This window comes from Pseudomonas sp. BF-B-30 (assembly GCF_019956305.1).
GTDB classification, from domain to species: domain Bacteria; phylum Pseudomonadota; class Gammaproteobacteria; order Pseudomonadales; family Pseudomonadaceae; genus Aquipseudomonas; species Aquipseudomonas jessenii.
Genome location: NZ_JAHBDG010000029.1, coordinates 26826 through 50775, shown reverse-complemented (window position 1 = coordinate 50775; position 23950 = coordinate 26826). Strand labels below are relative to the sequence as shown.

The window sequence follows — 23950 nt, the reverse complement described above, 5'->3', positions numbered from 1 at the left end:
CCCATGATTCGATTCACCCCGGTTTTTTTCGCACTCGTGACCTCGACGGCAATGGCCGCCAGCGATGACATGCAAGGCATGGATCACAGCCAGATGGACCACGGCCAGATGCAAGGCATGGATCATAGCCAGATGAACCACGGCCAGATGCAAGGCATGGACGAGGGCCAGATGCAGCCCGCCGCCCCCAGCGAAAGCCGCACGCCGATCCCGGTGCTGACCGATGCCGATCGCGCTGCGGTGTATGCCGATCCCGCCGGTCACCACGTACATGACAGCACGCTCAACTCCTTTTTCCTCGCCGAAAAACTCGAATGGCAGGACGCAGATGACGGCAGCACCCTGGCCTGGGACTTGTCCGGTTGGGTCGGCGGTGACATTGATCGCCTGTGGCTGCGCTCCGAAGGCGAGCGCACCAACGGCGTGACCGAGGACGCGGAAATCCAGGCCCTGTGGGGCCACGCCATATCCCCGTGGTGGGACGTCGTCAGCGGCGTGCGCCAGGACTTCAAACCCGGTGCCCCGCAAACCTGGGCCGCGTTCGGCGTGCAAGGCATGGCGCTGTACAACTTCGAGGCCGAAGCCACGGCCTTCATCGGCGAAGGCGGTCAGAGCGCCGTGCGGCTGGAAGGCGACTACGACATCCTGCTGACCAATCGGCTGATCCTGCAGCCGACCGTCGAGCTCAACGCCTACGGCAAAAACGATCCGCAACGGGGCATCGGCGCGGGGCTATCCAACACCGAGGCTGGTTTGCGCCTGCGCTACGAAATCCGCCGGGAATTCGCGCCCTACCTCGGCGTGACCTGGAACCGCACCTACGGCAACACCGCCGACTACGCCAACGACGAAGGCGAGGACCGCAGCGAAACCCGCCTCGTGCTCGGTGTTCGGATGTGGTTCTGAACAGACTCACCCAAAACCAACAACAACCGCTTCGAGCGGTAAAGGACCTTGCATGCGCATCTTCAAACCCACCGCTATCGCAGTCGCGTTGCTCAGCGGCCTGCTTGTTAGCACCCTCGCTCAAGCGCACCCCAAACTACTCTCTTCCACTCCGGCGGAAGGCGTAGAAGGTGCATCACCCGACAAGATCGAACTGCACTTCTCCGAAAACCTCGTCACCCAGTTTTCCGGTGCAAAACTGCTGATGACCGAAATGTCCGGCATGGCCCATGCCCCGATGCCGGTCAAGGCCAAAGTCAGCGGCGGCAGCGATCCGAAGACCATGTTCATCATCCCGGCAGCGCCCCTGGCTGCCGGCACCTACAAGGTCGAATGGCGCGCGGTGTCGTCGGACACCCACCCGATCACCGGCAACGTCACCTTCAAAGTGAAATGATCGATGAGCGACTCGGCCAACGTCGTGCTGCGGTTTGTGTTGTATGTGGATTTGATGTTGTTGTTTGGCGTGGCGCTGTTCGGGCTCTACAGCTTCAAGGGACAGGAACGGCAATCCGGGACAGTCTTGCCCTTTCGCCGGTTATTGACGGGAACAGCCGGGCTCGGCGCGCTGCTGTCCATCGCCGGCATGGTGCTGATGGTCCGCGTCATGAGCGGTGAATCGGACGTTACCGAGTTGCGCCCTCACCTCGAAATGATGCTGTTCGAGACGGACGTCGGGTTGGCCTGGGCCGTGCGGATGATTGCATTAGCGGTCGCGGGTTTGGCGTTGATGCTCAACCCACGCGCCCCCGGCATCAGCCTGGTGATCGCCGCCACGGCTGGCGGCATCGCCCTCGCCAGCCTGGCCTGGAGCGGGCATGGCGCCATGGACGAAGGCAGTCGCCGTTATTGGCATTTCGCTACGGACATCCTGCACCTGTTGGTGGCGGGTGTCTGGCTCGGCGCGTTGCTGGCGTTTGCGTTGATGGCGCAACCCCGGGCCCTGCAAACCGAAGCGCACATACGGTTGCTGGCTCACGCAGTCAGGCGATTTGAGCTTGTCGGTGCGCTGGTCGTTGTGATCATCACCGTGACGGGCGTGGTGAACTACCTCTTCATTGTCGGGCCTAAACTCGATGAGGTTTTACTCAGCCACTACGGAGTTTTGCTGGCGATCAAAGTACTGCTGTTTGCCGGGATGCTGGTGTTGGCGGCGCTGAACCGCTTTTATCTTGGCCCCTTGCTGGAGCGGTCGTTGCGAGAGGGCCAGTATCGCGTGGCAGCCCATGCACTTCGACGCAGTGTGTGGGTGGAAATGGCCGCGGCGATATTGATTTTGGGGTTGGTGGCGTGGCTGGGTACGTTGAGCCCGGAAGTGGAGTGAGTCATCTTCAGGGGCGTTGATTTTTCACACCGGTGAAAGTTTCACTACACTCCCCTTTCAAAACCACTCCAGCACAAAAGCCCGATAACAATGACGAAAATCAAAAGAGCAATGATGCTCGGCGGCTTGCTCGCACTCTCCCTCGGCGCCCAGGCAGAACCTTCGCATCTGGACAGCGTCATGCAACAGGGACAACTGCGCGTCTGCACCACCGGCGACTACAAGCCCTACACCCTCAAAGCCGAGGACGGCGAATACTCCGGCATCGACATCGCCATGGCCCGCGCCCTGGCCGACAGCCTTGGCGTCAAGGTCGAGTGGGTGCCCACCACCTGGAAAACCCTGATGCCCGACATGCTCGCCGGCAAGTGCGACATCGCCATGGGCGGCATCTCGGTCACCCTGGAACGGCAGAAAAAAGCCTTCTTCAGCAGCATCCTGGACGTCGACGGCAAAATCCCGCTGGTGCGCTGCGAAGACCAGGCGCTGTACCAGACCGTCGAACAGATCAACCAGCCAACGGTTCGCCTGGTCGAACCCGCCGGCGGTACCAACGAAGCCTTCGTCCACGCCTTCCTGCCCAAGGCGCAATTGAAGTTGCACGACAACGTGACCATCTTTCAAGAACTGCTGGATAAAAAAGCCGACGTGATGATCACCGACGCATCCGAGGCGCTGTATCAGCAGAAGCTCAAGCCGGGCCTGTGCGCGGTCAACCCCACGCACTACATGCAATACGGCGAAAAAGCCTACCTGCTGCCCCGCGACGACATCACCTGGAAGCTGTACGTCGATCAGTGGCTGCACCTGGCCAAGGCGACAGGCAACTACCAGAAGATTCTGCGCCAATGGCTGGCGGTGCCTGGCGCCAAGTAACGGATCGTTTTTTCGCACAACTAAGGGCGCCCCAATGGAGCGCCCTTCTTCATTGCGGAGCGCGTATCAATCGTCGTGCAGCAAACCTGAGCCGTATTCGCCGAAGCTATTGCCTAGCGCGCTGCCATGGAAATTCATCTTGTCGGGATTGCTGCTGGTCGGCCCCGGGCCAAACCCGGCCGGCTGCACCGAGTCGGCCGAATAATCACGATGGGCGCTCACACCCGAACAGGCGCTCAACAACAAAGCACCGGCAAGCAGTGAGACTTTGACGAGGTTTGCGATCATTTTTTGATTCCTGTGGGTTAGGCGCGAGGGGCATGACCTTTGGCGGTCATCCTATGCCTCGTCTGCGCCGGGCAACATGAAACTTTGGGGGGGGACAGCGTTGGTTCAGGAACCGTGCGCACCTGGCGATCTCTCACTTCCACTACCTTGCGGATCGACATTGTCCAATGCCCGATTCACCAACAACTCCCCCACCACCGCCAACTGTTGAATCGACAGCGCCAAACTGCGGGTTGAACCTTCGAGCTTGCAAGCCAGGTCAGTGGTCAAGACGTTCAACGATGCAAGGGTTTCACAGGCGTGACAGAGGAGCGTTTCAGTGTCGACGTTGGGCAGAATGGTGAACACATGGCAGACGGGATCAGCGTGATTCGGATTTCGTAGACGTTTGCTGACAACCCGCTGAGAGTCAGCGGAGAGTTGACCAAGATCGAGAGAGTCGGAAGCTATTGCGGTTTCCGGAGGGTCAGGCGTTATCTTTTTCATCGTTATCGTTCCTAGAATTAACCAAAGGAACTGCCAGCATCACTTCCACATGATGGGGTGGCAGCTGTGCGCAGGTGTGGAAGACCGGGGATCTAGGAACCCGGCGCACCCGAAAGTGCCCCGCGCACAGCCGCCATAATTTAACAGCAGACATGAAAAAAGCGCCTGCTTAAATTTAGGTGGCGCCTATGCGCCTAGATCTTGTGAAGGGCTTCCACACCCTTGTCGCTGAATTTGCAGCGACGGAGGGAGGTTAATCGGGTGATCAGAGGTAGGGCAATATGGGCAATGTGGACGCGATTTGAGGGAAATCTCCTACTTTTTCGTGATGCTATCAACGCAATACCCAGCACCGGCTCAATCGCCCTGAGGCATGCCCAAACCCCACAAGCCCCATTCCTGATAAACTCCTCCACCTCCCAGCCTCACCGATTCCAGATCCCCCATGTCCGTAACCACCGCAACACCCGCTCCGCTTTCCCGCCGTTTCTCCGTCGCGCCGATGATGGATTGGACCGACCGCCACTGCCGCTTCTTCCTGCGCCTGCTGTCGAAAAACGCCCTGCTCTACACCGAAATGGTCACCACCGGTGCCCTGCTCAACGGTGATCACGACCGTTTCCTGCGTCACAACGAAGCCGAGCATCCGCTGGCGTTGCAGCTTGGCGGTAGCGTGCCGCTGGACCTGGCCGCATGTGCGCGCATGGCGCAGGAGCATGGTTACGATGAGGTGAACCTGAATGTCGGCTGCCCAAGTGATCGGGTGCAGAACAATATGATCGGCGCGTGCTTGATGGGGCATCCGCAGTTGGTGGCCGATTGTGTGAAGGCGATGCGTGATGCGGTGTCGATTCCGGTGACGGTCAAGCACCGTATCGGGATCAATGGCCGGGACAGTTACGAGGAGCTGTGTGATTTCGTCGGCACGGTGCGGGATGCCGGGTGCACCAGTTTTACCGTGCATGCGCGGATCGCGATTCTGGAGGGGCTGTCGCCGAAGGAGAACCGTGACATCCCGCCCCTGCGTTATGACGTGGCAGCGCGGTTGAAGGCGGATTTTCCTGAGCTGGAGATTATCCTCAACGGCGGGATCAAGACGCTGGAAGCTTGCCACGAACATTTGCAGACGTTTGACGGCGTGATGTTGGGCCGCGAGGCGTATCACAACCCTTATGTGATGGCCGAGGTGGACCAGCAGCTGTTCGGCAGCGCGGCGCCGGTGATCAGCCGGGCTGAGGCGCTGGCGCAGTTGCGTCCTTATATAGCGGCGCATATCGCTGCAGGTGGTTCGATGCACCACATCACTCGCCATGTGCTTGGGCTGGGCACCGGGTTCCCGGGAGCACGCAAGTTTCGGCAGTTATTGTCGGTGGACATTCACAAGGCCAAAGAGCCTTTGGCGTTGCTGGATCAAGCGGCGGAGTTGCTTGAGGGGCGTTAACGGTCGGTCTTGTTGAACCTGTGGGGCGTTTTGGCATCGTATTCTTCGATACCGCACCCCACCTTTCAAACACCTGTTTTCAGGTTGTTGCCACAGGGGGCATTGATACACGTACACGCCCTTGAGTGGCTGTCAGCGCTCGGGTAATGTCATCAGACCCATAGGACAGAGCACGCTCATGACTTCCAAGCTGGAACAACTCAAACAAATGACAACCGTGGTTGCCGACACCGGCGACTTCGAAGCTATCGCTCGCGTTAAGCCCGTGGACGCCACCACCAACCCTTCCCTGCTGCTCAAGGCCGCGGCCATTCCTGCGTATGCCGAGCTGCTGAACGCCTGCGTCAATGACTGCAAGGGCGATGTGGGCCTGGCCAGCGACCGTTTTGGTGTGGCCGTGGGGCAAGAAATCCTGAAAGTGATTCCGGGCCGCATTTCCACCGAAGTGGATGCGCGCCTGTCGTTCGACACTGATGCCATGCTCAAGCGCGCGCATCGCCTGATCGAGCTGTACGACAAGGCCGGTATTGGCCGCGACCGCGTGCTGATCAAGATCGCGTCCACCTGGGAAGGCATCCGCGCTGCCGAGATCCTGGAAAAGGAAGGCATCCAGACCAACCTGACCCTGCTGTTCTCCTTTGCCCAGGCGGCCGCCTGTGCCGACGCCGGGGTGTTCCTGATTTCGCCGTTCGTGGGCCGTATCTACGACTGGTACAAGAAAGCCAACGGCAACGACTACACCGGCGCGGATGATCCGGGCGTGCAGTCGGTGACGCGCATCTACAACTACTACAAGGCCAATGACTACAAGACCGTGGTCATGGGGGCGAGCTTCCGCAACCTGGGCCAGATCGAGCAACTGGCCGGCTGTGACCGCCTGACCATCAGCCCGGACCTCATCGACAAGCTGGCCGCGGATACCGGCAAGCTGGAGCGCAAACTGGCGCCTGGCCATGCCGGTGAAGCGCGCCTGAGCCTAAACGAATCGCAGTTCCGCTGGCTGTCCAACGAAGATGCGATGGCGACCGAGAAACTCGCTGAAGGCATTCGTCAGTTCGCGCGGGATCAGGAGAAGCTCGAGGCGTTGTTGCAGGCCAAGCTGTGATTTGAGTGGGTGTAATGCAAAAAGGGCGAACCTGTGAGGGTTCGCCCTTTTTTGTATGTGTTTGGTGACTGGCAGGACGCCATCGCGAGCAAGCTCGCTCCCACAGGAGTTCGCGGGATGACTGAGGTCGTGTGCTAAACGAGGACCTGTGGGAGCGAGCTTGCTCGCGATGGGGGTCTGGCTGACCCACATCAATTCAGGGGATCAATGGCGTTCGAGCGCATTCACCAGGTCATGGAAGGCTTCACGATTGGTGTCGTTCAGGCCCATGAGGATCTTGTGCGCTTCGAGCACCTTGATCCGCACCACTTCTTCGGACTGATCCTGGTCTGGCAGGTCGTCCAGGCATTCCGGGCACGGCACCGGCTTGTCAACGATGTTGAACACCTGCTCGAAGCCCATGGACTGCAGCAGCCGCGTGATGTCTTCGTGGGTGGTGACGACGGTCGGCAGCAGGCCAACCTTCTGCCGCGACAGGATCGACAGCTTGGCCAGCAGGCCAAGTGTGGTGCTGTCGATGCTGCGGGTTTCGGTCAGATCGATCACGATCGAATTGAAATTCAACGCGCTGAAGATCCGCTCAATAGTCGCATCCAACGCCGAACACAGGGTCAGGCGAACTTCACCGACGAACTTCAGGACGAAGGTGCCATCCTGCTCGGCGAACTGGATTCTACCGGTACTCATCAAAGATTCCTGCTCAACACCAACAGGGCGATATCATCCGGCATCTCCCCTAGCGTGGCCAATCCAAAAACCTGCCGCAGCCCATCCAGGGTGCCGCCCGCAGCCTTGACCCGTTGGGGCAACGCCGCTTCTTTCTCTTTGAGTGTGGGTTCTGGCAAAAGATCCAGAATGCCATCAGACATCAGCGTCAGGCTGAACGTCGGTGGCAGTTCCAGCACGTGGTCTTCGTAGGTGGCTTCGTTGAAGAGGCCCACCGGCAGACCACGCCCTTGCAGATAACGAACACTGTCTGGCGTGTACAACACTGGCAACGGCAAATGACCGCCGATGCTATAGGTCAACAAACCGGTCTCCTCGTCGATGACTCCACCGACCATTGTGACGTGTTTACCCAGCTTACAACTGATCAGGCCCCGGTTGATATGACCAAGAACCTCTGAAGGCTTGAATTCCGGCAGGGTGCCGCTGCGCTTGGATTCGAACAGCAAGCGCGTGGTCATGAACTTCAACAGCACGGTGACGAAGGCTGAGGAGGCGCCGTGACCGGAAACGTCCGCCAGGTAAAAGGCGACCCGGCGCTCGTCGACCCGGAAGTAGTCGACGAAATCACCCGACAGGTACAGCGACGGGATGATCTGGTGAGCAAACTTGAACTCGTCGATGGTCCAGGGGCTGACCGGCAGCATGTTCATCTGCACCTGGCGACCGGCGTTCTGGTCCTCCTGGAGCAGGTTCAGGCTGGCTTCGAGCTCGCGATTGGCCTTCTCCAGCTTCTCGCGGTAGCGCTGGTTCTCCAGCAGCAGGCGCGCACGATCCAGGGCCCGGCGCACAGAGTGCTCGAGCACAGCCAGATCTTCGAGAGGCTTGATCAGGTAGTCCGCCGCGCCCAGGCGCAGGGCTTCGACCGCGTCATTCATCACGCCGGCACCCGACACCACGATCACCGGGGTTTGCGGCGACAGTTCGGTGACCTGGCGAATGAGTTCGAGTCCACCCATCTGCGGCATGCGCAGATCGCAGATGACCAAGTCGGGCTTGTCTTGCTCGAATACCTGAAGACCCTGCTGACCATTGCTGGCCTGCAAGACGCTGAAACCACTGTCTTCCAAATAGGCGGCGAGGCTCGCGCGCACTACTTCGTCATCATCGATTATCAGCAGCGTGGCACTGGTTTTTGGCATGTGGGCAAACGGCGCCAGAATTAGGTTGGCGTAGCAGGCGGGGATTTTGGCCCGGCGCTGACTACTGGATTCGCTTTCTAGCCTCTCTGTCGCACCGCTTTCGGGCAATTGCCCTACACACGTGTCCACCAGAGGTGCCCTTCTAAGGCGCAGACGGTACTCCCATCCGCGGGGCGTTTCAAGCTCACGCCGATGGTCGCCTGACGTCTTTATTTGTAAAATCACCGAGAGTTATAAGAACAGGCAAATCCGTAACCCAATGGAAGGTTCGAACCTGCGAGTCAAACCGGCCGGGACTACAGTGAAAACCGCGATTTCATCCGCATGCGGCTTTTCGCAGACAAAAAAGGCGGCCTTGATGGCCGCCTTTTTCAGTTTACCGGTCGAGATCAAAAATCGTCTTCGACCTGACCGTCCTTCACCTTGAATTCACGGTTCTGCAAGTATGCATTACGGATGAAGGTGTACTTGTCGCCGGTGATCAGCTTCTCGCTCGACAGCAGGTTGGCACGGGTATCGATGATGTCCAGGGCGTGGAACGAGTTACGCACCGAAACGTCGTTTACGTAACGATAAGCGCCGGTGTAGCTGTCGACGTACTTGGACGGCGTATCACGCAAGGTGCTTGGCCCCAGCAGCGGCAGCATCACGTAAGGGCCGCTGCCGACACCCCAGTAGCCCAGCGTCTGACCGAAGTCTTCGTCATTGCGCTGCAGGCCCATTTTCGTGCCGACATCAATGACGCCCAGCAAGCCGAAGGTGGTGTTGAAAATGATTCGTGCGGTATCAACGCCTGCGGCACGAGGTTTGGCCTGCAGGATATCGTTGGCCAGGTTGCGCACATCGCCGATATTACGGAAGAAGTTGTGAACGCCGTCTTCGACAAACTGCGGCGTCACGTACTGGTAGCCCTGGGCCAGGGGTTTGAGCGCGTAGGTGTCGATCACATCGTTGAACTTGAAAATCGGGCGGTTGACGCTTTCCCAAGGATCCTCTTCCGTGGCTGCCTGGGCAGCGAACGGAACCAGCATCACACTGGCGCATACACAAATCCTGGCTAGATGATTGCTCCAGCGCATAGAAAAAAACTCCTTGGTTTGTACTGGCTCGGGCACTTGGCCCAGGCAATAAGTTGGCAAGTATAAGACGTAAACGCCGTTTAACGCACTTTGTACGAGATCCACACGGAAGGAATCGTGCCAAATGTGAGCGTTTCACATCCATGTCATTCAACTGTCACCGTCGTCCACTAGCCTTCAGGCTATTTCAGGGACGTCCACATGCCGCTCGCCGAAGCCTTGCCCCAAACCGCACCCAGCCTGACCGCCGTACTGTTCGGCCTCAGTGGCTGCCTGGTGGATTTCGGCGCGCACACGCACCGGCACGGCAGCCACTCGGCCGAACACGCCGAGGCCACGCCCGGCGCACTGGATAGCCTGCGCAGCTTGCAGCGCCAGCAAATCCCCTGCGCCTGGCTCGATGAACTGCCCCCTGCCCTCAGCCAATCCCTGGCCGCGGCGCTGCCGGAATGGATCAAACCCTCGCAACATTCAGCTACAAACAACCCATGGCCCGCCCCGAATGCCTGCTGGCACGCCTTGATGACCCTGAACGTCGAGCGACTCGACGGCTGCGTACTGGTGAGCGGTGAACCCCGTTTGCTGCAAGCGGGTCTCAATGCCGGGTTGTGGACCATCGGTCTGGCGTCCTGCGGCTCGCTGTGCGGGCTGGCGCCCGAGCAATGGCAAGCGCTGCCCCCGCAGGAGCGCGACATCAAACGTGCCAAGGCGACGATGCAACTGTTTGGCCTGGGCGTGCATTCGGTGATCGATCATCTCGGTGAACTCGACACCTGCCTGGCCGATATCAGCTTGCGTCGGCTCAAGGGCGAAAAGCCCTGATCGAGATCATGCACGTTGGCCGCGAGTGGATTAATCTAAAGGTCAGCCATCGACCTTTGGCCTGCCGCCATGGTCTATGCCAGTGCCTATCGATAAAAGAAGGAAGAACGCCATGCCTGCCCGCGAACTGCAAGAACAGCTCAATGCCCTGCGCGAGCAATTGGAACAGAATCCTCCATTGTCTGAAGCCGAACGCGCAGAGTTGAGCGAACTGATGCAACAGATCGAGTTGAAGCTTGAACTCGAAACCAAAACCCAGGATTCCAGCCTCGCCGATGGCGTCAACCTGGCTGTCGAGCGCTTTGAACTCGAACACCCTACCCTTGCCGGCACCCTGCGCAACATCGGGCAGGCCTTGGCCAATATGGGAATCTGAACCCCGCCAGACGCAAAAAAGCCCTGCTAGTGATAGCAGGGCTTTTTTGCGTCTGCACTTGGCAATGCACGTCCCCTGTGGGAGCGGGCTTGCTCGCGAAAGCGGTGGGTCAGTCAACATCATCGTTGAATGTGAAGCCGCCTTCGCGAGCAAGCCCGCTCCCACATTAAAGCGTTACTGGCGGACCAGGCGATGGTTCGGCAGCTGCACCTCTTCAGTGCTGCGATACGGGTTGATATCCAGCCCGCCACGACGCACATAACGCGCATACACCGTCAGTTTCTCTGGCTTGAGCAACCGCTGCAGGTCGAGAAAGATCCGCTCTACACACTGTTCATGGAAGTCCGAGTGTTGGCGGAAGCTGACGATGTACTCGAGCAGGCTCGCATGATCCAGCGCCGCGCCACGGTACTCCACCGCGACGCTGCCCCAGTCCGGCTGGCTGGTGACCGGACAGTTGGACTTGAGCAAATGACTGTGCACGCTCTCCTCGACAATGCGCGAATCATCGCAACGCAGCAGTTCCGGCCGTGGATGCTCGTAGTTGCTGACGCTGATATCCAATTCATCGATGCACACGCCCGGCAAGGCCACGACGCCTTCGCTCTCGACCTCCTTGAGACTGCGAATGCGCACACCCACCGGCTTGCCGGCAGCCGCCGACAAGTCCTTGGCCAGCGTCGCCTCAAGGCTCGCGGTATCGGCAAACGGCGTCTGGTTCAGGGAGTTGAGATAGAGCTTGAACGACTTCGACTCGATGATGTTCGGCGAATCCGCCGGAATGCTGAATTCACCGATCGCCACCACCGGCTTGCCCGACGGCAGCAGCCAGGACAGCTCGAAGCAGTTCCAGAAGTCCACGCCTTTGTACGGCAGGGTTTGCGCCGTCAGGCCCAGCTCCGCCCACTTCGTGGTGCGCGGGATCGGGAACAGCAAGGACGGCGTGTAGGTGGCGATGTATTCGCTGGACTTGCCCAGCGGCGAGTGTTCGGCTGCGGGATGCATGGCGGAAACCTGACTGAAGAATCAGCGGATTCTATCAGCCTTTGCTCCCGCCTTTGAGTGCTTACTGACTGACAGTCAGTTTGCCGACCATGCCGGCCTGGTAATGGCCGGGAATATTGCAGGCAAACTCAAGGCTGGTGGCCTTGCTGAAGGTCCAGGTCAGCTCGGCGGTCTTGCCCGGTTCCACCAGCACGCTGTTGGGGTCATCATGCTTCATGCCGTGGTTCATTTTGCTGTGATCCATGCCGGCCATTGCCTTCATACCGGTTGGCGCCAGCATGCCGCTCTGTTGCATCTGCAACATTTCCTGCTGGTGCCTGGCGTGCAACGCCGCATCCCCCAAGTTGAACTCATGCAGCAACTGGCCTTTATTGACCAGCACGAAGCGCACGGTTTCCCCGGCCTTGATATCGAGGGACTTCGGCGTGAAGGACATGTCCCCCATCACCACCTCGATGCTGCGGGTCGCCTTGGCCGCCGAGGCCGGTTGACCGAAATCGTAGGTACGTCCGGCGTCTGCCCACACCGGTGAACTCAGCGCCAGCAAACACAGGATTTGCGCCACGGATTTGCGTAAAAACATCGTCATACTCCAACAAGTTAAGGCTCAGCATGCGCAAAACTCTAAACTGCTGCCACTGCCCGCAACCTGACAGCCAGATTACAACTTTGTCAGGTTGCCCTGTGCGAATGCTGCCCACGGTATAAAGCCTTCGTTCCACTTGCCATGAGTCGCCCATGAAACTGCTGATCGTCGAAGACCAACCGAAAACCGGCCATTATCTGCGCCAGGGCCTGACCGAGGCCGGGTTCAACACGGAACTGGTGGCCGACGGCAACGCCGGCCAGCAATTGGCCCTCAGCGGCGAATATGCCCTGCTGATTCTTGATGTAATGCTGCCGGGTCGTGATGGCTGGCAAATTCTCCAAGCAGTGCGCAGCGCCGGCCTGGACACGCCGGTACTTTTTCTGACCGCCCGTGACGCCGTGGAGGACAGGGTTCACGGCCTCGAACTGGGTGCCGATGACTATCTGGTCAAGCCGTTTGCCTTCTCCGAACTGCTGGCCCGGGTCCGCAGCCTGTTGCGTCGCGGCAGCACCACGCCGCAGGAGACCAGCCTGCAACTGGCCGATCTGCGCCTGGACCTGATCCGGCGCCGGGTCGAACGCAGCGGCCAGCGTATCGACCTGACCGCCAAGGAATTCGCCCTGCTGGAAATGCTCCTGCGCCGCCAGGGCGAAGTCCTGCCCAAGTCGCTGATTGCGTCCCAGGTCTGGGACATGAATTTCGACAGCGACACCAATGTCATCGAGGTGGCGATCCGTCGCCTGCGCCTGAAGATCGACGATGAATTCCCCAACAAGCTGATCCATACCGTACGCGGCATGGGCTACGTCCTTGAAGAGCGTCCCGCCTGATGCGCCGTCTCTCCTTGAGCAGCCGCCTGGCGCTGCTGTTTGCCGCATGCACCGCCGTGGTCTCGTTGTTCGCCGGGGTGCTGTTCAGCCGCGCCAGCGAGGCGCACTTCGTTGAACTCGACCAGCAACTGCTGGACGGCAAGCTGATTGGCTTGCGTCGGGCCCTGCACGACTTACAGTCGAGTGACAGCGAAGTAAAACTGGCCGAGGAGTTGAGCCGGCAGGCTGACCTGTCCCTGCGAATCACCGGCAGCGACGGCCAGCGCTGGTATGACAGTTCGACCAACATCCCCCAGGTATTGCCGCACCGGTCCGGATTGTCGACGGTGAGCCATGAAGGCACAGATTACCGCGTCCTCAATGCGCCGCTTTTCGCGGACAAACCCGAGTCACCGAAACTGACCCTGCTGTTGGACATCACCCATCACCAGCACTTTCTGCAACGCATGCAGCATTTGATCTGGCTGACCGTCGGCCTGTCAGCCCTGGCCACCGCACTGCTGGGCGCCTGGGCGGCACGCAGCGGCTTGCGCCCGTTAAGGCGGATCAGCGCGGTGGCCAGTGGTGTTTCCGCGCAATCGCTGAACTCGCGGCTACCTGAAGAAAACATGCCGCCGGAACTGGCGGAAATGGCCCACAACTTCAACGCCATGCTCGGACGCCTCGACGACTCGTTTCAGCGCCTGTCGGCCTTCTCCGCCGACATTGCCCATGAACTGCGCACGCCATTGTCGAACCTGCTGACCCACACCCAGGTCACCCTCACCCGCCCTCGCCCCATCGAGGACTACCGCGAAGCCCTGCACAGCAACCTCGAAGAGCTGCAATGGATGGCGCAACTGGTCAACGACATGCTCTATCTGGCCAAGGCTGACCATGGACTGTTAATCCCCAAGCGCGAACCGTTGGAACTGGGACAGGAAACGGATCTGCTGCTGGAGTTTTTTGCGCCGCTGGCGGAAGACGCGCAGGTAAAACTGAGTCGTGACGGCAATGCCCGCCTCGAAGGTGACCGCAGCATGTTGCGCAGGGCACTGTCGAACCTGCTGGACAACGCACTGCGGTTCACACCGGTCGATGGCGAGGTTCGGGTGCGAATCGTCGATCAGCCAAAAGAGTTGCGCCTGACCGTTGAAAACACCGGCCAACAGATTTCCAAAGATCTATTGCCGCGCCTGTTTGACCGGTTTTACCGGGCCGATCCTGCGCGTCGTGAAGGCAGTAGCGAACATGCGGGGCTGGGACTGGCGATCACCCAATCGATCATCCGTGCCCATGGCGGGCAGATTCGTTGCGAATCGGAGAATGGGTGGACGCGGTTTGTGATCGAGTTGCCAAGGGGGGATTGAGGCCAGCAGCTCCGGCCCCTTCGCGAGCAAGCCCGCTCCCACAGTGTTTTGTGGCGTTCACATCATCTGTGTACGACGCAGATCCCTGTGGGAGCGGGCTTGCTCGCGAAGGCGGTGTAACGGCTTACGAATAGCGCAACGCATGAGCCGGCTCGATCTTCGCCGCACGCCAGGCCGGGTAAACCGTGGCCAGGAAGCTCATGACAAACCCCGCCGTGCAGATCAGCGCCACATCCGCGCCTTGCAGCTCAGACGGCAGGTTACTGACGAAGTACACGTCGGAACTGAAGATGTGCTGCCCGCTGACCCGCTCGATCCAGCCTACGATCTGGCTGACGTTCAGTGCGGCAATCACGCCCAATACACCGCCAATCAAGGTGCCGACGATGCCGATCACCGTGCCCTGCACCACGAAGATCGCCATGATCTGCCGTGGCGTGGCGCCGATGGTGCGCAGGATCGCGATGTCCGCTCCCTTGTCGTTCACCACCATGATCAGGGTCGCGATGATGTTGAACGCCGCCACCGCGACGATCATCAGCAACAGCAGGCCGATCATGGTTTTTTCCATCTTCATCGCGCTGAACAGGCTGCCCTGGGTGTGGGTCCAGTCGTCAGCCTTGTAGGCGGCGCCCAGCCCCGTGGCGATGTCGTTCGACACTTGCGGCGCGGCATACAAGTCCTTCACCGCCAGGCGCACGCTCTGCACCTGATTCGGCTCCCAGCGCTGCATCTGCGCGGCATCGGCCATGTGGATCAGCGCCATGGTGCCGTCCAGTTCCGCACCGACCTTGAACACGCCGACCACATTCAGCCGCTGCATGCGCGGAGTAATGCCGCCCGGCGCATTGCTGACCTCAGGCACGATCAAGGTGATCTTGTCGCCCACGTTCAAGCGGAAGCGGCGCGCCGTGATCTGCCCGATCACCACGCCGAATTCGCCCGGCTTCAGGGCTTCCAGGCTCCCCTGAACGATGTGCTTGGCGACGATCGACACCTGGCCTTCCAGCGCCGGGTCGACACCGCTGACCTGGATCGGCTGCATCGTGCCCTTGTAGGACAGCATGCCCTCCATCTCGGTGAACGGCACCGCCGCCGTCACTTCCGGGTTTTTCATCGCGGCCGCCGCCACGGGCTTCCAGTCGTCAATCGGGTTCACGCCGACGATGGTGGCGTGCGGCACCATGCCAAGGATGCGCGAGCTCATTTCGCGCTGGAAGCCGTTCATCACCGACAGCACCACGATCATCGCCAGCACGCCGAGGGCGAGGCCGATCATCGAGGTCATCGAGATGAAGGAAACAAAGCGATTGCGGCGCTTGGCGCGGGTATAGCGCGTGCCGATAAAGATCGATAACGGTCTGAACATTCGCTGGGGCACCGTATAAAAATAAAAGACCCGACGCACCTTTCGGTCGCGTCGGGTTTCAATCCGTTAGATGGGAGTCAGGCAACCTTCCTGCAAGTGCAGGACGCGGTCCATCTGGCGGGCGAGGTTCATGTCGTGGGTCACCACCAGGAACGCCGTGCGCATCGAGGTGCTGAGCTCCAGCATCAAGTCCTGGATCCCCTGGGCGGTGTGGGAATCGAGGTTGCCGGTCGGCTCGTCGAGCATCACCAGGCCTGGATTGTTCACCAGGGCGCGAGCGATGGCCACACGCTGACGCTCACCACCGGACAGTTCGGCCGGCTTGTGCTCCAGGCGATGCCCCAGCCCTACCCGCTCCAGCAACGCCGTGGCACGCTGACGCGCTTCGGGGATCGCGGTCTTGCCGATCAGCAGCGGCATGCAGACGTTTTCCAGGGCGGTGAATTCCGGCAGCAGGTGGTGGAACTGGTACACGAAGCCGAGGGCGCGATTACGCAGCAGGCCGCGCTTCTTCTCGCTCAGCGCCGACAGTTCTTCACCGTCGAGCCAGACGCTGCCCTTGGTCGGTGTATCGAGGCCGCCCAGCAGGTTGAGCAAGGTACTTTTGCCCGAGCCCGACTTGCCGACAATCGCCACACGCTCGCCCGGGTGCAACTCCAGTTGCAGACCGGCCAACACTTCCACCGATTCCGGGCCTTCCTCGTAGGATTTGCCCAGGCTGCGGCAGCTCAAGATTGCTTTATCACTCATGCCCGACTCACTCATAACGTAGCGCCTCCGCAGGCTGGGTGCGCGCGGCACGCCAGGCTGGATACAGGGTGGCGAGGAAACTCAGGACCAACGCCGCGGAGCAGACCATCACGACGTCCTGGCTCTGCACCTGCGACGGCAGGTAATCGATGAAGTACACGTCGGCGTTGAGGAACTTGTGCCCGATCAGGCCTTCGAGGGCCGAGATCGCGGCGCTGACGTTCAGCGCCGCGAAGATCCCGACCACCGCGCCGATCGCGGTACCGACTACGCCAATGACGGTGCCTTGCACCATGAACGTGCGCATGATCGTGCCTGGTGTGGCGCCCAGCGTGCGCAGGATCGCGATGTCGCCCTTCTTGTCATTCACCACCATCACCAGCGTGGAAATGATGTTGAACGCAGCGACGGCAACGATCAGCAGCAGCAAAAGGCCGATCATGGCTTTTTCCATGCGGATCGCCTGGTACAGGTTGCCGTGGGTGCGGGTCCAGTCGCGGGCGTAGTAGCGGTCTTCGCCGAGGTCGCGGGCGATGCTCCACGCGGTGCGCGGCGCCTGGAACAGATCGTCGAACTTCAGGCGCAGGCCCTGGACCTGATCCGGTTTCCAGCGGTGCAGCCGGGCCAGGTCCTGCAGGTTGGTGACGCCAAGATAGCCATCGAGCTCACCGGCGCCGACATGGAAGATGCCGACCACGGTAAAGCGCTTCATGCGCGGGAACATCCCGGCCGGGGTCACCGTGACTTCGGGCGCGACGAAGGTCAGCTTGTCACCGATGGCCGCACCGAGCTTGGCCGCAGCCTTGTCGCCGATGACGATGCCGAACTCCCCCGGCACCAGGTCGTCGAGTTTTCCCTGGGTCATGAATTGATCGATGATCGACACTTGGCGCTCTTGCGCCGGGTCGATGGCATTGAGCAGGACTTTCGAGACCTTGCCGTTATTGGTCAGCAAACCCTGCATTTGCGTAAACGGCGCCACGGCCGTCACCTGCGGGTTCTGCTTGACCTTCGCGGCCAGGCCTTGCCAATCGCTGATCGCCTCACCGGACTCGATGGTCGCGTGGGGCACCATGCCCAGCACGCGGGTGCGCATCTCATGATCGAAGCCGTTCATCACCGACAGCACCACGATCATCACGACCACGCCAAGGGCGAGCCCGATCATCGAAGTCAGGGAAATGAATGACACAAAATGATTGCGACGCTTTGCACGGGTGTAACGCGTGCCGATAAATACGAAGAGAGGTCTGAACATGTCGGGGCTTGTTCGGAGGGAAAAGGAACGTCCTTGTGGCGGGGGTCGATAACCAGCTTTACACTCAGACCACCGCCGCTACCATGGGTTCGCCATGTCGACATTAGATGAAGAAGATCGCCGCGAATACTACCGTATCGAGGATACGATCGCACTGGAAATTCGGCCCCTGTCCGCTACTGAAGCCACAGGCCAGGAAGTGTTGCAGGATGCTTCTCCACTCTTCAACTTGCTCAGCGAACTGCACCTGAGTGAATTCGAGTCGCAACACCTGTTACGCCAGATCAGCGAACGCGACCGGAACCTCGCGGCGTTCCTCAAATCCCAGAACAAACGCATCGACTTGCTGAGCCAGGTGATCGCCATCACCGTACTCGGGCAGATCGGCGAACCGCAGCCAGTGATCATCTCCGAAGGCGGCATCGACTTTCAGCATCCATCGCCCATTGCCGCCGGCGCACGCCTGTCGGTCAAACTGGTATTGATGCCGCAGGCCCTGGGCCTGCTGCTGCGCGCCCGCGTCACCCATTGCGACCGCAAGGGCGACGGCTATGACGTCGGCACCGAGTTCGAACACCTGACCGACGCCCAACGCCAACTGCTGGCCCGCCACATCTTGCAAAAGCAGGCCCAGGAACGACGCCTGGCCCGCGACCAACTCGAATCAGGCAATTAAATTAAGGAAGAACCGTGACCCTCATCTACGGCCATCGCGGCGCCAAGGGCGAAGCACCGGAAAACACCCTGACCAGCTTTCAGGAATGTCTCAAGCACGGCGTGCGTCGCTGCGAACTGGACCTGCACCTGTCCATGGACGGCGAGCTGATGGTCATCCACGACCCGACCCTCAAGCGCACCACCGACCGTCGCGGCAAGGTCGTCGAACACACGGCGGCCGAGCTTGTGACCTATGACGCACGCAAGGGTGGACCGGGCTGGATCAAGCCTTGCCCGATTCCGACGCTGGAAGAACTGTTCGAGAAATGCGACTTCGATCACTGGCAGCTGGAAGTCAAAAGCGCATCACGGATGCGTGCCGCGACCACCGTGCTGGCGATTCGCGAAATGGTGCAGCGTCATGGCCTGATGGACAAGGTGACCATCACCTCGAGTTCCCGTGAAGTGCTCAAGGCTGCGCTGGAGTTGGTGCCGGACGTATCCCGCGGGCTGGTGGCCGAGTATGCCTGGCTTGACCCACTGAAGGTCGCCGCCAGCTATGGCTGTGAGATTCTGGCGCTGAACTGGACCCTGTGCACGCCGGAACGCCTGCAAAGGGCGCAGCGTCAGGGGCTGCATGTGTCGGTATGGACCGTCAACGAGCCCGCGCTGATGCGCAGACTCGCCGACTTCGGCGTTGACAGCCTGATTACAGACTTTCCCGGTTTGGCCACCGCCACGCTCGAGAATTGCTGAAATCGGTCTCCCCGGCCGGCTCAGGCCACCGGCCGGAGCCCGTCAAAAAAGCCGGTTGAGGCCGTCGTACGCGGCTACCCGATAGGCTTCGGCCATGGTCGGGTAGTTGAACGTGGTGTTGACGAAGTACTTCAACGTGTTGAGTTCGCCCGGCTGGTTCATGATCGCCTGACCGATGTGCACGATCTCCGACGCCTGATAACCGAAGCAGTGAACACCCAGCACTTCCAGGGTTTCACGGTGGAACAGGATCTTCAGCATGCCTTGCGGCTCGCCGGCGATCTGCGCCCGCGCCATGCTCTTGAAGAAGGCCTTGCCCACTTCGTACGGCACCTTGGCCTGGGTCAGTTCCTGCTCGTTCTTGCCGATCGAACTGATCTCCGGAATGGTGTAGATGCCGGTCGGCACGTCATTCACAAAGCGCCAGCTACCGTTATCGACGATGCTGCCGGCGGCCGAGCGACCCTGGTCGTGGGCGGCACTGGCCAGGCTTGGCCAGCCGATCACGTCGCCGGCGCCGTAGATGTTCGGCACGCAGGTGCGGTATGCCTCGTCGACTTCGATCTGGCCACGGCTGTTGACCTTCACGCCGATGTTTTCCAGACCCAACTGATCGGTGTTGCCGGTACGACCGTTACACCAGAGCAAGGCGTCGGCCTTGATCTTCTTGCCGGACTTGAGGTGCAGGATCACGCCGTTGTCCACGCCTTCGACGCGGTCGTAGTCTTCGTTGTGGCGAACCGTGATGTTGTTGTTGCTGAAGTGATAACTCAGGGCCTGGGAAATTTCCGAGTCGAGGAAGCTCAGCAGTTGCCCACGGTTGTCCACCAATTCAACCAATACACCCAGACCGCTGAAGATCGAGGCGTATTCGCAACCGATCACGCCGGCGCCGTAAACGATGAGTTTACGCGGGGTGTGGCCGAGGCTGAGGATGGTGTCGCTATCGTAGATACGCGGGTGGTGGAAATCGATGTCCGCCGGGCGATAAGGACGCGAACCGGTGGCGATGATGATGTGCTTGGCCACCAGTTTCTCGACCACGCCGTTGGCGCAGACCACTTCGATGGTTTGCTCGTCGGCGAAGCTGCCGGTGCCGAAGAACACGTCGACGCGGTTACGGGCGTAGTAGCCGGTACGCGAAGCGACTTGCTTGGAGATGACTTTCTCGGCGCTTTTCAACACGTCCGGGAACGAGAACCAGCGCGGCTCACCAATGGCCCGGAACATCGGGTTGGTGTTGAATTGCATGATCTGCCGCACCGAGTGACGCAGTGCCTTGGACGGGATGGTGCCCAAGTGAGTGCAGTTGCCGCCGACCTGGCGACGGCTATCGACCATCGCCACCTTGCGCCCTGCCTTGGCGGCGTTCATTGCCGCGCCTTCCCCTGCCGGGCCGGAACCCAACACCACCACGTCGTAGTTGTAGACAGCCATGCGTACTCCTCAGAACAGGCCGCGGTACCCTCGGCACCTGCGGCTAAATCACGCCAATGCGTGGCATGAAGGAACAATTTGGGGCCAGTGCAGAACCCGGACACAGTCTATAGAAGCGTCAACGCCGCGCACATTAACCCTTGGTCGCGTCGTAGGCTACTTTTGCCTGCGCTACAACGCCAGTTTTCAATGCTCAAATCGCCGAAATCATTCGGTTTTTTTCGCCACTGATGCGTTCAAAAGCGGGACTGCTGCGTGTGACGAAACCTGTATCGGCACGAATCACAAAAAATGCGCCGATATCGTGTTTTTCTGCGTAGTCCCAACCGCGCTCCGGGCCGAGAATCAGCAACAGCGTCGATAAGCCATCGGCCATCAGCGCCGAAGGATGAATCACTGTGACGGACGCCAGGGTGTGTGAGACCGGCGCACCGGTGCGGGCATCAAAGGTGTGGGAAAAACGCTGTCCGTCCTGCTCGAAATAATTCCGGTAGTCGCCGGAAGTGGACAGGCCATAGCCGTCGACGACAATGACCCGTTCCGCCACCTGCCGATCATCCCGCGGCTCTTCCAGGGCAATGCGCCACGGCGAGCCGTCAGCCTTCCTGCCGGACGCCTTGAGCTCACCCGTGGCCTCGGCGAGGTAGTCATGGATGCCCATCGCCTCGAGTCTTGCGGCAATCGTGTCCACCGCATAACCGGCGGCGATGCTGTTGAAGTCAACCTCGACGGCGGCGTCCTTGCACAACCGGTCACCATCGATGCGCAAGTGTTCATGGCCGACGCGCTTGCGGGCTTCGGCAAGCGCTTCGGCGGTCGGGACTTTTTCCCCGCGGGCCTGCGGGCCAAATCCCCAGAGGTTCAGCAACGGCTCCACCGTCAGATCGTAGGAACCGTCGCTTTGCACCGACAGCTGCTCGCCCACGCGGACCAGTTCGAGGATCGACGCCGGCATTGCATGACAGCCGTTGGCCGGTAACGCATTGAAGCGCTCGATGTCCGAGTCGCTGCGGTAGGTCGACATTTGCCGGTCAATGTCAGCGAGGATCTGCTCGACCTGGACACGGACTTCGTCCGGCGCCGGAAGGTCGGCATGGCGCACATACTTGATCGAATAAGTGCTGCCCATGGTCGGGCCGCCGAAGCTCTCCAGAGTGTCGCCGTTGCCGCAGCCTGATAGTGCGCCGAGCAGCAAAAGTGCCACCCCCTGCCACCTGATCAACAATTCCCGAGCTCCCCAATGCATCCCCTGACACATCGCCAGGGCCAGCCATTATGCGATAGAACCGTGGGAGCGGGCTTGCTCGCGAAGAGGTCATCACATTCAGCATTGATATCTCTCTCAGACCGCTATCGCGAGCAAGCTCGCTCCCACATTGGATAGCTGGCGTGATCACTACCGTGCAAACACCACCACACCCTGTGGGAGCGAGCTTGCTCGCGATGAGGCCAGTGCGAACAACACATCCCCCAATAGACAAAAGCAGCACAAACAAAAACGCCCCGACCAAGGCCGGGGCGTTTTCATGTGCAGCTAAGGCTTAGCGCGGGAATGCTGGCGGGTTTACACCGGCCATGTCTTCCATCACGCGAACCACCTGGCAGCTGTAACCGAACTCGTTGTCGTACCAGACGTACAGAACAACGCGGTTATCCTGGGTGATGGTCGCTTCAGCGTCCACTACGCCTGCGTGGCGCGAGCCAACGAAGTCGGTGGAAACCACTTCCTGGGAGCTGACGTAGTCGATCTGCTTGTGCAGATCCGAGTGCATGGCCATCTGGCGCAGGTACTCGTTGATCTCTTCGCGAGTGGTGGCCTTTTCCAGGTTCAGGTTCAGGATAGCCATCGACACGTTCGGCGTAGGAACGCGAATCGCGTTACCGGTCAGCTTACCCTTCAACACTGGCAGAGCCTTGGCGGCTGCAGTGGCGGCACCGGTCTCGGTGATTACCATGTTCAGCGGCGCGGCGCGGCCACGACGGCTGCCCTTGTGGAAGTTGTCGATCAGGTTCTGGTCGTTGGTGAACGAGTGAACGGTTTCGACGTGACCGTTGACGATGCCGTACTTGTCATTCACAGCTTTGAGCACCGGCACGATGGCGTTGGTGGTGCACGAAGCGGCCGAGATGATCTTGTCGTCAGGGGTGATTTCGCCGTGGTTGATGCCGTGCACGATGTTCTTCAGCGCGCCCTTGCCAGGTGCGGTGAGGATTACGCGGGCAGCGCCCGGGCAAGCCAGGTGCTGGCCCAGGCCATCGGCGTCACGCCATACACCGGTGTTGTCGACGATCAGAGCGTTTTCGATGCCGTACTGGGTGTAGTCGACTTCGGCCGGGCTCTTGGCGTAGATAACCTGGATCAGGTTGCCGTTGGCGGTGATGGTGTTGTTGGCTTCATCAATGGTGATGGTGCCATCGAACGGGCCATGAACCGAGTCGCGACGCAGCAGGCTGGCACGTTTGACCAGGTCGTTCTCGGCGCCCTTGCGGACCACGATGGCGCGCAGACGCAGGCCGTCGCCGCCACCGGTTTTCTCGATCAGGATGCGCGCCAGCAGACGGCCGATACGACCGAAGCCGTACAGGACAACGTCGGTGCCTTTGCGGGCGGAAGCGTTCTGCTGGCCAACCACGTCGGCCATCTCTTCACGGACGAACTGCTCGGCACTACGGCCATTGCCTTCGGCCTTGTATTTGGCCGCCAGCTTGCCCAGGTCTACCGAAGCGGCACCGAGCTTGAGCTCGCTCATCGCCTTGAGCAGCGGGAATGTTTCGTGGACGGAGAGTTCGGTTTCGTCGGTCTGGCGATGACGGGCAAAGCGGTGCGCTTTGAGGATCGAAATCACCGAGCGGTTGATCAGGCTGCGGCCATAGATCGAGCTCACCACGTTGTTATTGCGGTAGAGCTGACCGATAAGCGGAATCATCGCTTCTGCGAGTGCTTCACGGTCGATCCATTCACCAAGACACTGGTCGGGCTTCTGAGTCACGGGAACCTTCCACATGTAGGGGCAGAAAAAAGGGGCTACATTATGCCGCCGAGTGACAGCGGTAGCAATGCGCGCCCGTCGCGCTTTACGTAACAAATCGTCGTTCAAAAAAATTACGCCTCGCTCCAGCCCAATAAAACCGGGGCTTTCAGCGCAGTCAATTTTTTGGAGCCAAAGCCTCCTTATCCGTAACCCTCCGTAACACTCGTTGTTTTTGCCACTACATATTCATTAATTTTAGGTAAAAAAGCGCAGAATTTTGTCTTTACCACTACATTTCGCCAAACCCGTGCTTTAGACACAGTCAGCAACTGACAGGCGGCATCGTAGACCGCTACAATTACCGACTT

At 60.0% G+C, this 23950-nt stretch carries 25 protein-coding genes; 12 read left to right on the top strand and 13 right to left on the bottom strand.

Going from position 1 to position 23950, the window contains the following annotated elements; genetic code table 11:
• The first annotated feature begins 3 nt into the window (after positions 1-3).
• From KGB29_RS16235 to KGB29_RS16220, 4 genes are all read left to right on the top strand, one after another.
• Positions 4-906, top strand: a complete 903-nt coding sequence (locus KGB29_RS16235) for a copper resistance protein B (RefSeq protein ID WP_154910065.1) — start codon at positions 4-6, stop codon at positions 904-906.
• Between the two features lie 52 nt (positions 907-958).
• A complete protein-coding gene (gene copC, locus KGB29_RS16230; protein ID WP_090454177.1) occupies positions 959-1342 on the top strand; it encodes a copper homeostasis periplasmic binding protein CopC in 384 nt (127 codons plus the stop codon).
• Between the two features lie 3 nt (positions 1343-1345).
• Positions 1346-2269 carry a copper homeostasis membrane protein CopD gene (gene copD, locus KGB29_RS16225; protein ID WP_150812487.1) on the top strand — a complete coding sequence of 308 codons (924 nt, stop codon included), beginning with the start codon at positions 1346-1348 and terminating at the stop codon, positions 2267-2269.
• 90 nt (positions 2270-2359) lie between these two features.
• On the top strand, positions 2360-3145 hold the full coding sequence (locus KGB29_RS16220; protein ID WP_154910064.1) for a transporter substrate-binding domain-containing protein: 786 nt from the start codon (positions 2360-2362) through the stop codon (positions 3143-3145).
• 66 nt (positions 3146-3211) lie between these two features.
• On the opposite strand, the gene KGB29_RS16215 is transcribed toward KGB29_RS16220, so the two are convergent.
• Both KGB29_RS16215 and KGB29_RS16210 read right to left on the bottom strand, forming a co-directional pair.
• Positions 3212-3433, bottom strand: coding sequence for a hypothetical protein (locus KGB29_RS16215; protein ID WP_150812485.1), 222 nt, complete (start codon positions 3431-3433; stop codon positions 3212-3214).
• 105 nt (positions 3434-3538) lie between these two features.
• The gene (locus tag KGB29_RS16210) at positions 3539-3919 is read right to left on the bottom strand and encodes a DUF6124 family protein (RefSeq protein WP_154910063.1); all 381 of its coding nucleotides are present in this window, start codon (positions 3917-3919) and stop codon (positions 3539-3541) included.
• A gap of 445 nt (positions 3920-4364) precedes the next feature.
• On the opposite strand from KGB29_RS16210, the gene dusA reads away from it, so the two are divergent.
• On the top strand, positions 4365-5360 hold the full coding sequence (dusA, locus tag KGB29_RS16205) for a tRNA dihydrouridine(20/20a) synthase DusA (RefSeq protein WP_154910062.1): 996 nt from the start codon (positions 4365-4367) through the stop codon (positions 5358-5360).
• A gap of 178 nt (positions 5361-5538) precedes the next feature.
• Positions 5539-6465, top strand: coding sequence for a transaldolase (gene tal, locus KGB29_RS16200; RefSeq protein WP_057715632.1), 927 nt, complete (start codon positions 5539-5541; stop codon positions 6463-6465).
• A gap of 204 nt (positions 6466-6669) precedes the next feature.
• Here tal and rssC read toward each other — a convergent pair whose 3' ends face one another.
• From rssC to KGB29_RS16185, 3 genes are all read right to left on the bottom strand, one after another.
• On the bottom strand, positions 6670-7152 hold the full coding sequence (gene rssC, locus KGB29_RS16195) for an anti-sigma factor antagonist RssC (protein WP_057715633.1): 483 nt from the start codon (positions 7150-7152) through the stop codon (positions 6670-6672).
• Complete coding sequence (gene rssB, locus KGB29_RS16190; protein ID WP_057715634.1) at positions 7152-8333, bottom strand: two-component system response regulator RssB; 1182 nt, start codon at positions 8331-8333, stop codon at positions 7152-7154. The genes rssC and rssB overlap by 1 nt, the downstream gene beginning before the upstream one ends.
• A gap of 389 nt (positions 8334-8722) precedes the next feature.
• The gene (locus tag KGB29_RS16185; RefSeq protein WP_150812442.1) at positions 8723-9412 is read right to left on the bottom strand and encodes a VacJ family lipoprotein; all 690 of its coding nucleotides are present in this window, start codon (positions 9410-9412) and stop codon (positions 8723-8725) included.
• A 201-nt stretch (positions 9413-9613) separates the two neighbouring features.
• Between KGB29_RS16185 and KGB29_RS16180 the strand changes: the two genes are divergently transcribed.
• Positions 9614-10234, top strand: coding sequence for a phosphatase (locus KGB29_RS16180; RefSeq protein WP_057715636.1), 621 nt, complete (start codon positions 9614-9616; stop codon positions 10232-10234).
• Between the two features lie 112 nt (positions 10235-10346).
• Positions 10347-10610: a DUF4404 family protein gene (locus tag KGB29_RS16175; protein ID WP_150812440.1), complete on the top strand. Its 264-nt coding sequence runs from the start codon at positions 10347-10349 to the stop codon at positions 10608-10610.
• A gap of 174 nt (positions 10611-10784) precedes the next feature.
• Here the strand turns inward: KGB29_RS16175 and queF are convergent, their stop codons facing one another.
• Together queF and KGB29_RS16165 are read right to left on the bottom strand one after the other, a co-directional pair.
• Positions 10785-11615: an NADPH-dependent 7-cyano-7-deazaguanine reductase QueF gene (gene queF, locus KGB29_RS16170; protein ID WP_154910061.1), complete on the bottom strand. Its 831-nt coding sequence runs from the start codon at positions 11613-11615 to the stop codon at positions 10785-10787.
• A gap of 61 nt (positions 11616-11676) precedes the next feature.
• Entirely contained in the window at positions 11677-12198 is a 522-nt protein-coding gene (locus tag KGB29_RS16165; protein WP_154910060.1) for a plastocyanin/azurin family copper-binding protein, read from the bottom strand.
• Positions 12199-12353: 155 nt separating this feature from the next.
• Between KGB29_RS16165 and KGB29_RS16160 the strand changes: the two genes are divergently transcribed.
• Both KGB29_RS16160 and KGB29_RS16155 read left to right on the top strand, forming a co-directional pair.
• Positions 12354-13034, top strand: a complete 681-nt coding sequence (locus tag KGB29_RS16160) for a heavy metal response regulator transcription factor (protein ID WP_154910059.1) — start codon at positions 12354-12356, stop codon at positions 13032-13034.
• Positions 13034-14383, top strand: a complete 1350-nt coding sequence (locus KGB29_RS16155) for a heavy metal sensor histidine kinase (protein ID WP_154910058.1) — start codon at positions 13034-13036, stop codon at positions 14381-14383. Before KGB29_RS16160 ends, KGB29_RS16155 begins: the two co-directional genes overlap by 1 nt.
• A gap of 124 nt (positions 14384-14507) precedes the next feature.
• On the opposite strand, the gene KGB29_RS16150 is transcribed toward KGB29_RS16155, so the two are convergent.
• The 3 genes from KGB29_RS16150 to KGB29_RS16140 form a co-directional block, all read right to left on the bottom strand.
• Positions 14508-15752 (bottom strand): lipoprotein-releasing ABC transporter permease subunit, encoded by a 1245-nt coding sequence (locus KGB29_RS16150; protein ID WP_057715642.1) that lies wholly within the window; start codon positions 15750-15752, stop codon positions 14508-14510.
• Between the two features lie 66 nt (positions 15753-15818).
• On the bottom strand, positions 15819-16502 hold the full coding sequence (lolD, locus tag KGB29_RS16145; RefSeq protein ID WP_173677889.1) for a lipoprotein-releasing ABC transporter ATP-binding protein LolD: 684 nt from the start codon (positions 16500-16502) through the stop codon (positions 15819-15821).
• Between the two features lie 7 nt (positions 16503-16509).
• Positions 16510-17760: a lipoprotein-releasing ABC transporter permease subunit gene (locus tag KGB29_RS16140; RefSeq protein WP_102668916.1), complete on the bottom strand. Its 1251-nt coding sequence runs from the start codon at positions 17758-17760 to the stop codon at positions 16510-16512.
• A gap of 94 nt (positions 17761-17854) precedes the next feature.
• Here KGB29_RS16140 and KGB29_RS16135 point away from each other — a divergent pair, with 94 nt between their 5' ends.
• Both KGB29_RS16135 and KGB29_RS16130 read left to right on the top strand, forming a co-directional pair.
• Entirely contained in the window at positions 17855-18436 is a 582-nt protein-coding gene (locus tag KGB29_RS16135) for a PilZ domain-containing protein (protein ID WP_150812437.1), read from the top strand.
• A gap of 14 nt (positions 18437-18450) precedes the next feature.
• The gene (locus tag KGB29_RS16130) at positions 18451-19173 is read left to right on the top strand and encodes a glycerophosphodiester phosphodiesterase (protein ID WP_007984279.1); all 723 of its coding nucleotides are present in this window, start codon (positions 18451-18453) and stop codon (positions 19171-19173) included.
• Between the two features lie 42 nt (positions 19174-19215).
• Here KGB29_RS16130 and sthA read toward each other — a convergent pair whose 3' ends face one another.
• The 3 genes from sthA to KGB29_RS16115 form a co-directional block, all read right to left on the bottom strand.
• A complete protein-coding gene (gene sthA / locus KGB29_RS16125) occupies positions 19216-20610 on the bottom strand; it encodes a Si-specific NAD(P)(+) transhydrogenase (protein WP_007984277.1) in 1395 nt (464 codons plus the stop codon).
• 193 nt (positions 20611-20803) lie between these two features.
• Positions 20804-21856, bottom strand: coding sequence for an FAD:protein FMN transferase (locus tag KGB29_RS16120; RefSeq protein ID WP_223616458.1), 1053 nt, complete (start codon positions 21854-21856; stop codon positions 20804-20806).
• Between the two features lie 295 nt (positions 21857-22151).
• Entirely contained in the window at positions 22152-23615 is a 1464-nt protein-coding gene (locus tag KGB29_RS16115; protein ID WP_090454111.1) for a glyceraldehyde-3-phosphate dehydrogenase, read from the bottom strand.
• Positions 23616-23950: the final 335 nt, after the last annotated feature.

Bases quoted from the DNA above. Each gene is read 5' to 3' on its own strand.
- KGB29_RS16235 (WP_154910065.1), top strand. From the start codon at position 4: ATGATTCGATTCACCCCGGTTTTTTTCGCACTCGTGACCTCGACGGCA.
- copC (WP_090454177.1), top strand. From the start codon at position 959: ATGCGCATCTTCAAACCCACCGCTATCGCAGTCGCGTTGCTCAGCGGC.
- copD (WP_150812487.1), top strand. From the start codon at position 1,346: ATGAGCGACTCGGCCAACGTCGTGCTGCGGTTTGTGTTGTATGTGGAT.
- KGB29_RS16220 (WP_154910064.1), top strand. From the start codon at position 2,360: ATGACGAAAATCAAAAGAGCAATGATGCTCGGCGGCTTGCTCGCACTC.
- KGB29_RS16215 (WP_150812485.1), bottom strand. From the start codon at position 3,433: ATGATCGCAAACCTCGTCAAAGTCTCACTGCTTGCCGGTGCTTTGTTG.
- KGB29_RS16210 (WP_154910063.1), bottom strand. From the start codon at position 3,919: ATGAAAAAGATAACGCCTGACCCTCCGGAAACCGCAATAGCTTCCGAC.
- dusA (WP_154910062.1), top strand. From the start codon at position 4,365: ATGTCCGTAACCACCGCAACACCCGCTCCGCTTTCCCGCCGTTTCTCC.
- tal (WP_057715632.1), top strand. From the start codon at position 5,539: ATGACTTCCAAGCTGGAACAACTCAAACAAATGACAACCGTGGTTGCC.
- rssC (WP_057715633.1), bottom strand. From the start codon at position 7,152: ATGAGTACCGGTAGAATCCAGTTCGCCGAGCAGGATGGCACCTTCGTC.
- rssB (WP_057715634.1), bottom strand. From the start codon at position 8,333: ATGCCAAAAACCAGTGCCACGCTGCTGATAATCGATGATGACGAAGTA.
- KGB29_RS16185 (WP_150812442.1), bottom strand. From the start codon at position 9,412: ATGCGCTGGAGCAATCATCTAGCCAGGATTTGTGTATGCGCCAGTGTG.
- KGB29_RS16180 (WP_057715636.1), top strand. From the start codon at position 9,614: ATGCCGCTCGCCGAAGCCTTGCCCCAAACCGCACCCAGCCTGACCGCC.
- KGB29_RS16175 (WP_150812440.1), top strand. From the start codon at position 10,347: ATGCCTGCCCGCGAACTGCAAGAACAGCTCAATGCCCTGCGCGAGCAA.
- queF (WP_154910061.1), bottom strand. From the start codon at position 11,615: ATGCATCCCGCAGCCGAACACTCGCCGCTGGGCAAGTCCAGCGAATAC.
- KGB29_RS16165 (WP_154910060.1), bottom strand. From the start codon at position 12,198: ATGTTTTTACGCAAATCCGTGGCGCAAATCCTGTGTTTGCTGGCGCTG.
- KGB29_RS16160 (WP_154910059.1), top strand. From the start codon at position 12,354: ATGAAACTGCTGATCGTCGAAGACCAACCGAAAACCGGCCATTATCTG.
- KGB29_RS16155 (WP_154910058.1), top strand. From the start codon at position 13,034: ATGCGCCGTCTCTCCTTGAGCAGCCGCCTGGCGCTGCTGTTTGCCGCA.
- KGB29_RS16150 (WP_057715642.1), bottom strand. From the start codon at position 15,752: ATGTTCAGACCGTTATCGATCTTTATCGGCACGCGCTATACCCGCGCC.
- lolD (WP_173677889.1), bottom strand. From the start codon at position 16,502: ATGAGTGATAAAGCAATCTTGAGCTGCCGCAGCCTGGGCAAATCCTAC.
- KGB29_RS16140 (WP_102668916.1), bottom strand. From the start codon at position 17,760: ATGTTCAGACCTCTCTTCGTATTTATCGGCACGCGTTACACCCGTGCA.
- KGB29_RS16135 (WP_150812437.1), top strand. From the start codon at position 17,855: ATGTCGACATTAGATGAAGAAGATCGCCGCGAATACTACCGTATCGAG.
- sthA (WP_007984277.1), bottom strand. From the start codon at position 20,610: ATGGCTGTCTACAACTACGACGTGGTGGTGTTGGGTTCCGGCCCGGCA.
- KGB29_RS16120 (WP_223616458.1), bottom strand. From the start codon at position 21,856: ATGCATTGGGGAGCTCGGGAATTGTTGATCAGGTGGCAGGGGGTGGCA.
- KGB29_RS16115 (WP_090454111.1), bottom strand. From the start codon at position 23,615: ATGTGGAAGGTTCCCGTGACTCAGAAGCCCGACCAGTGTCTTGGTGAA.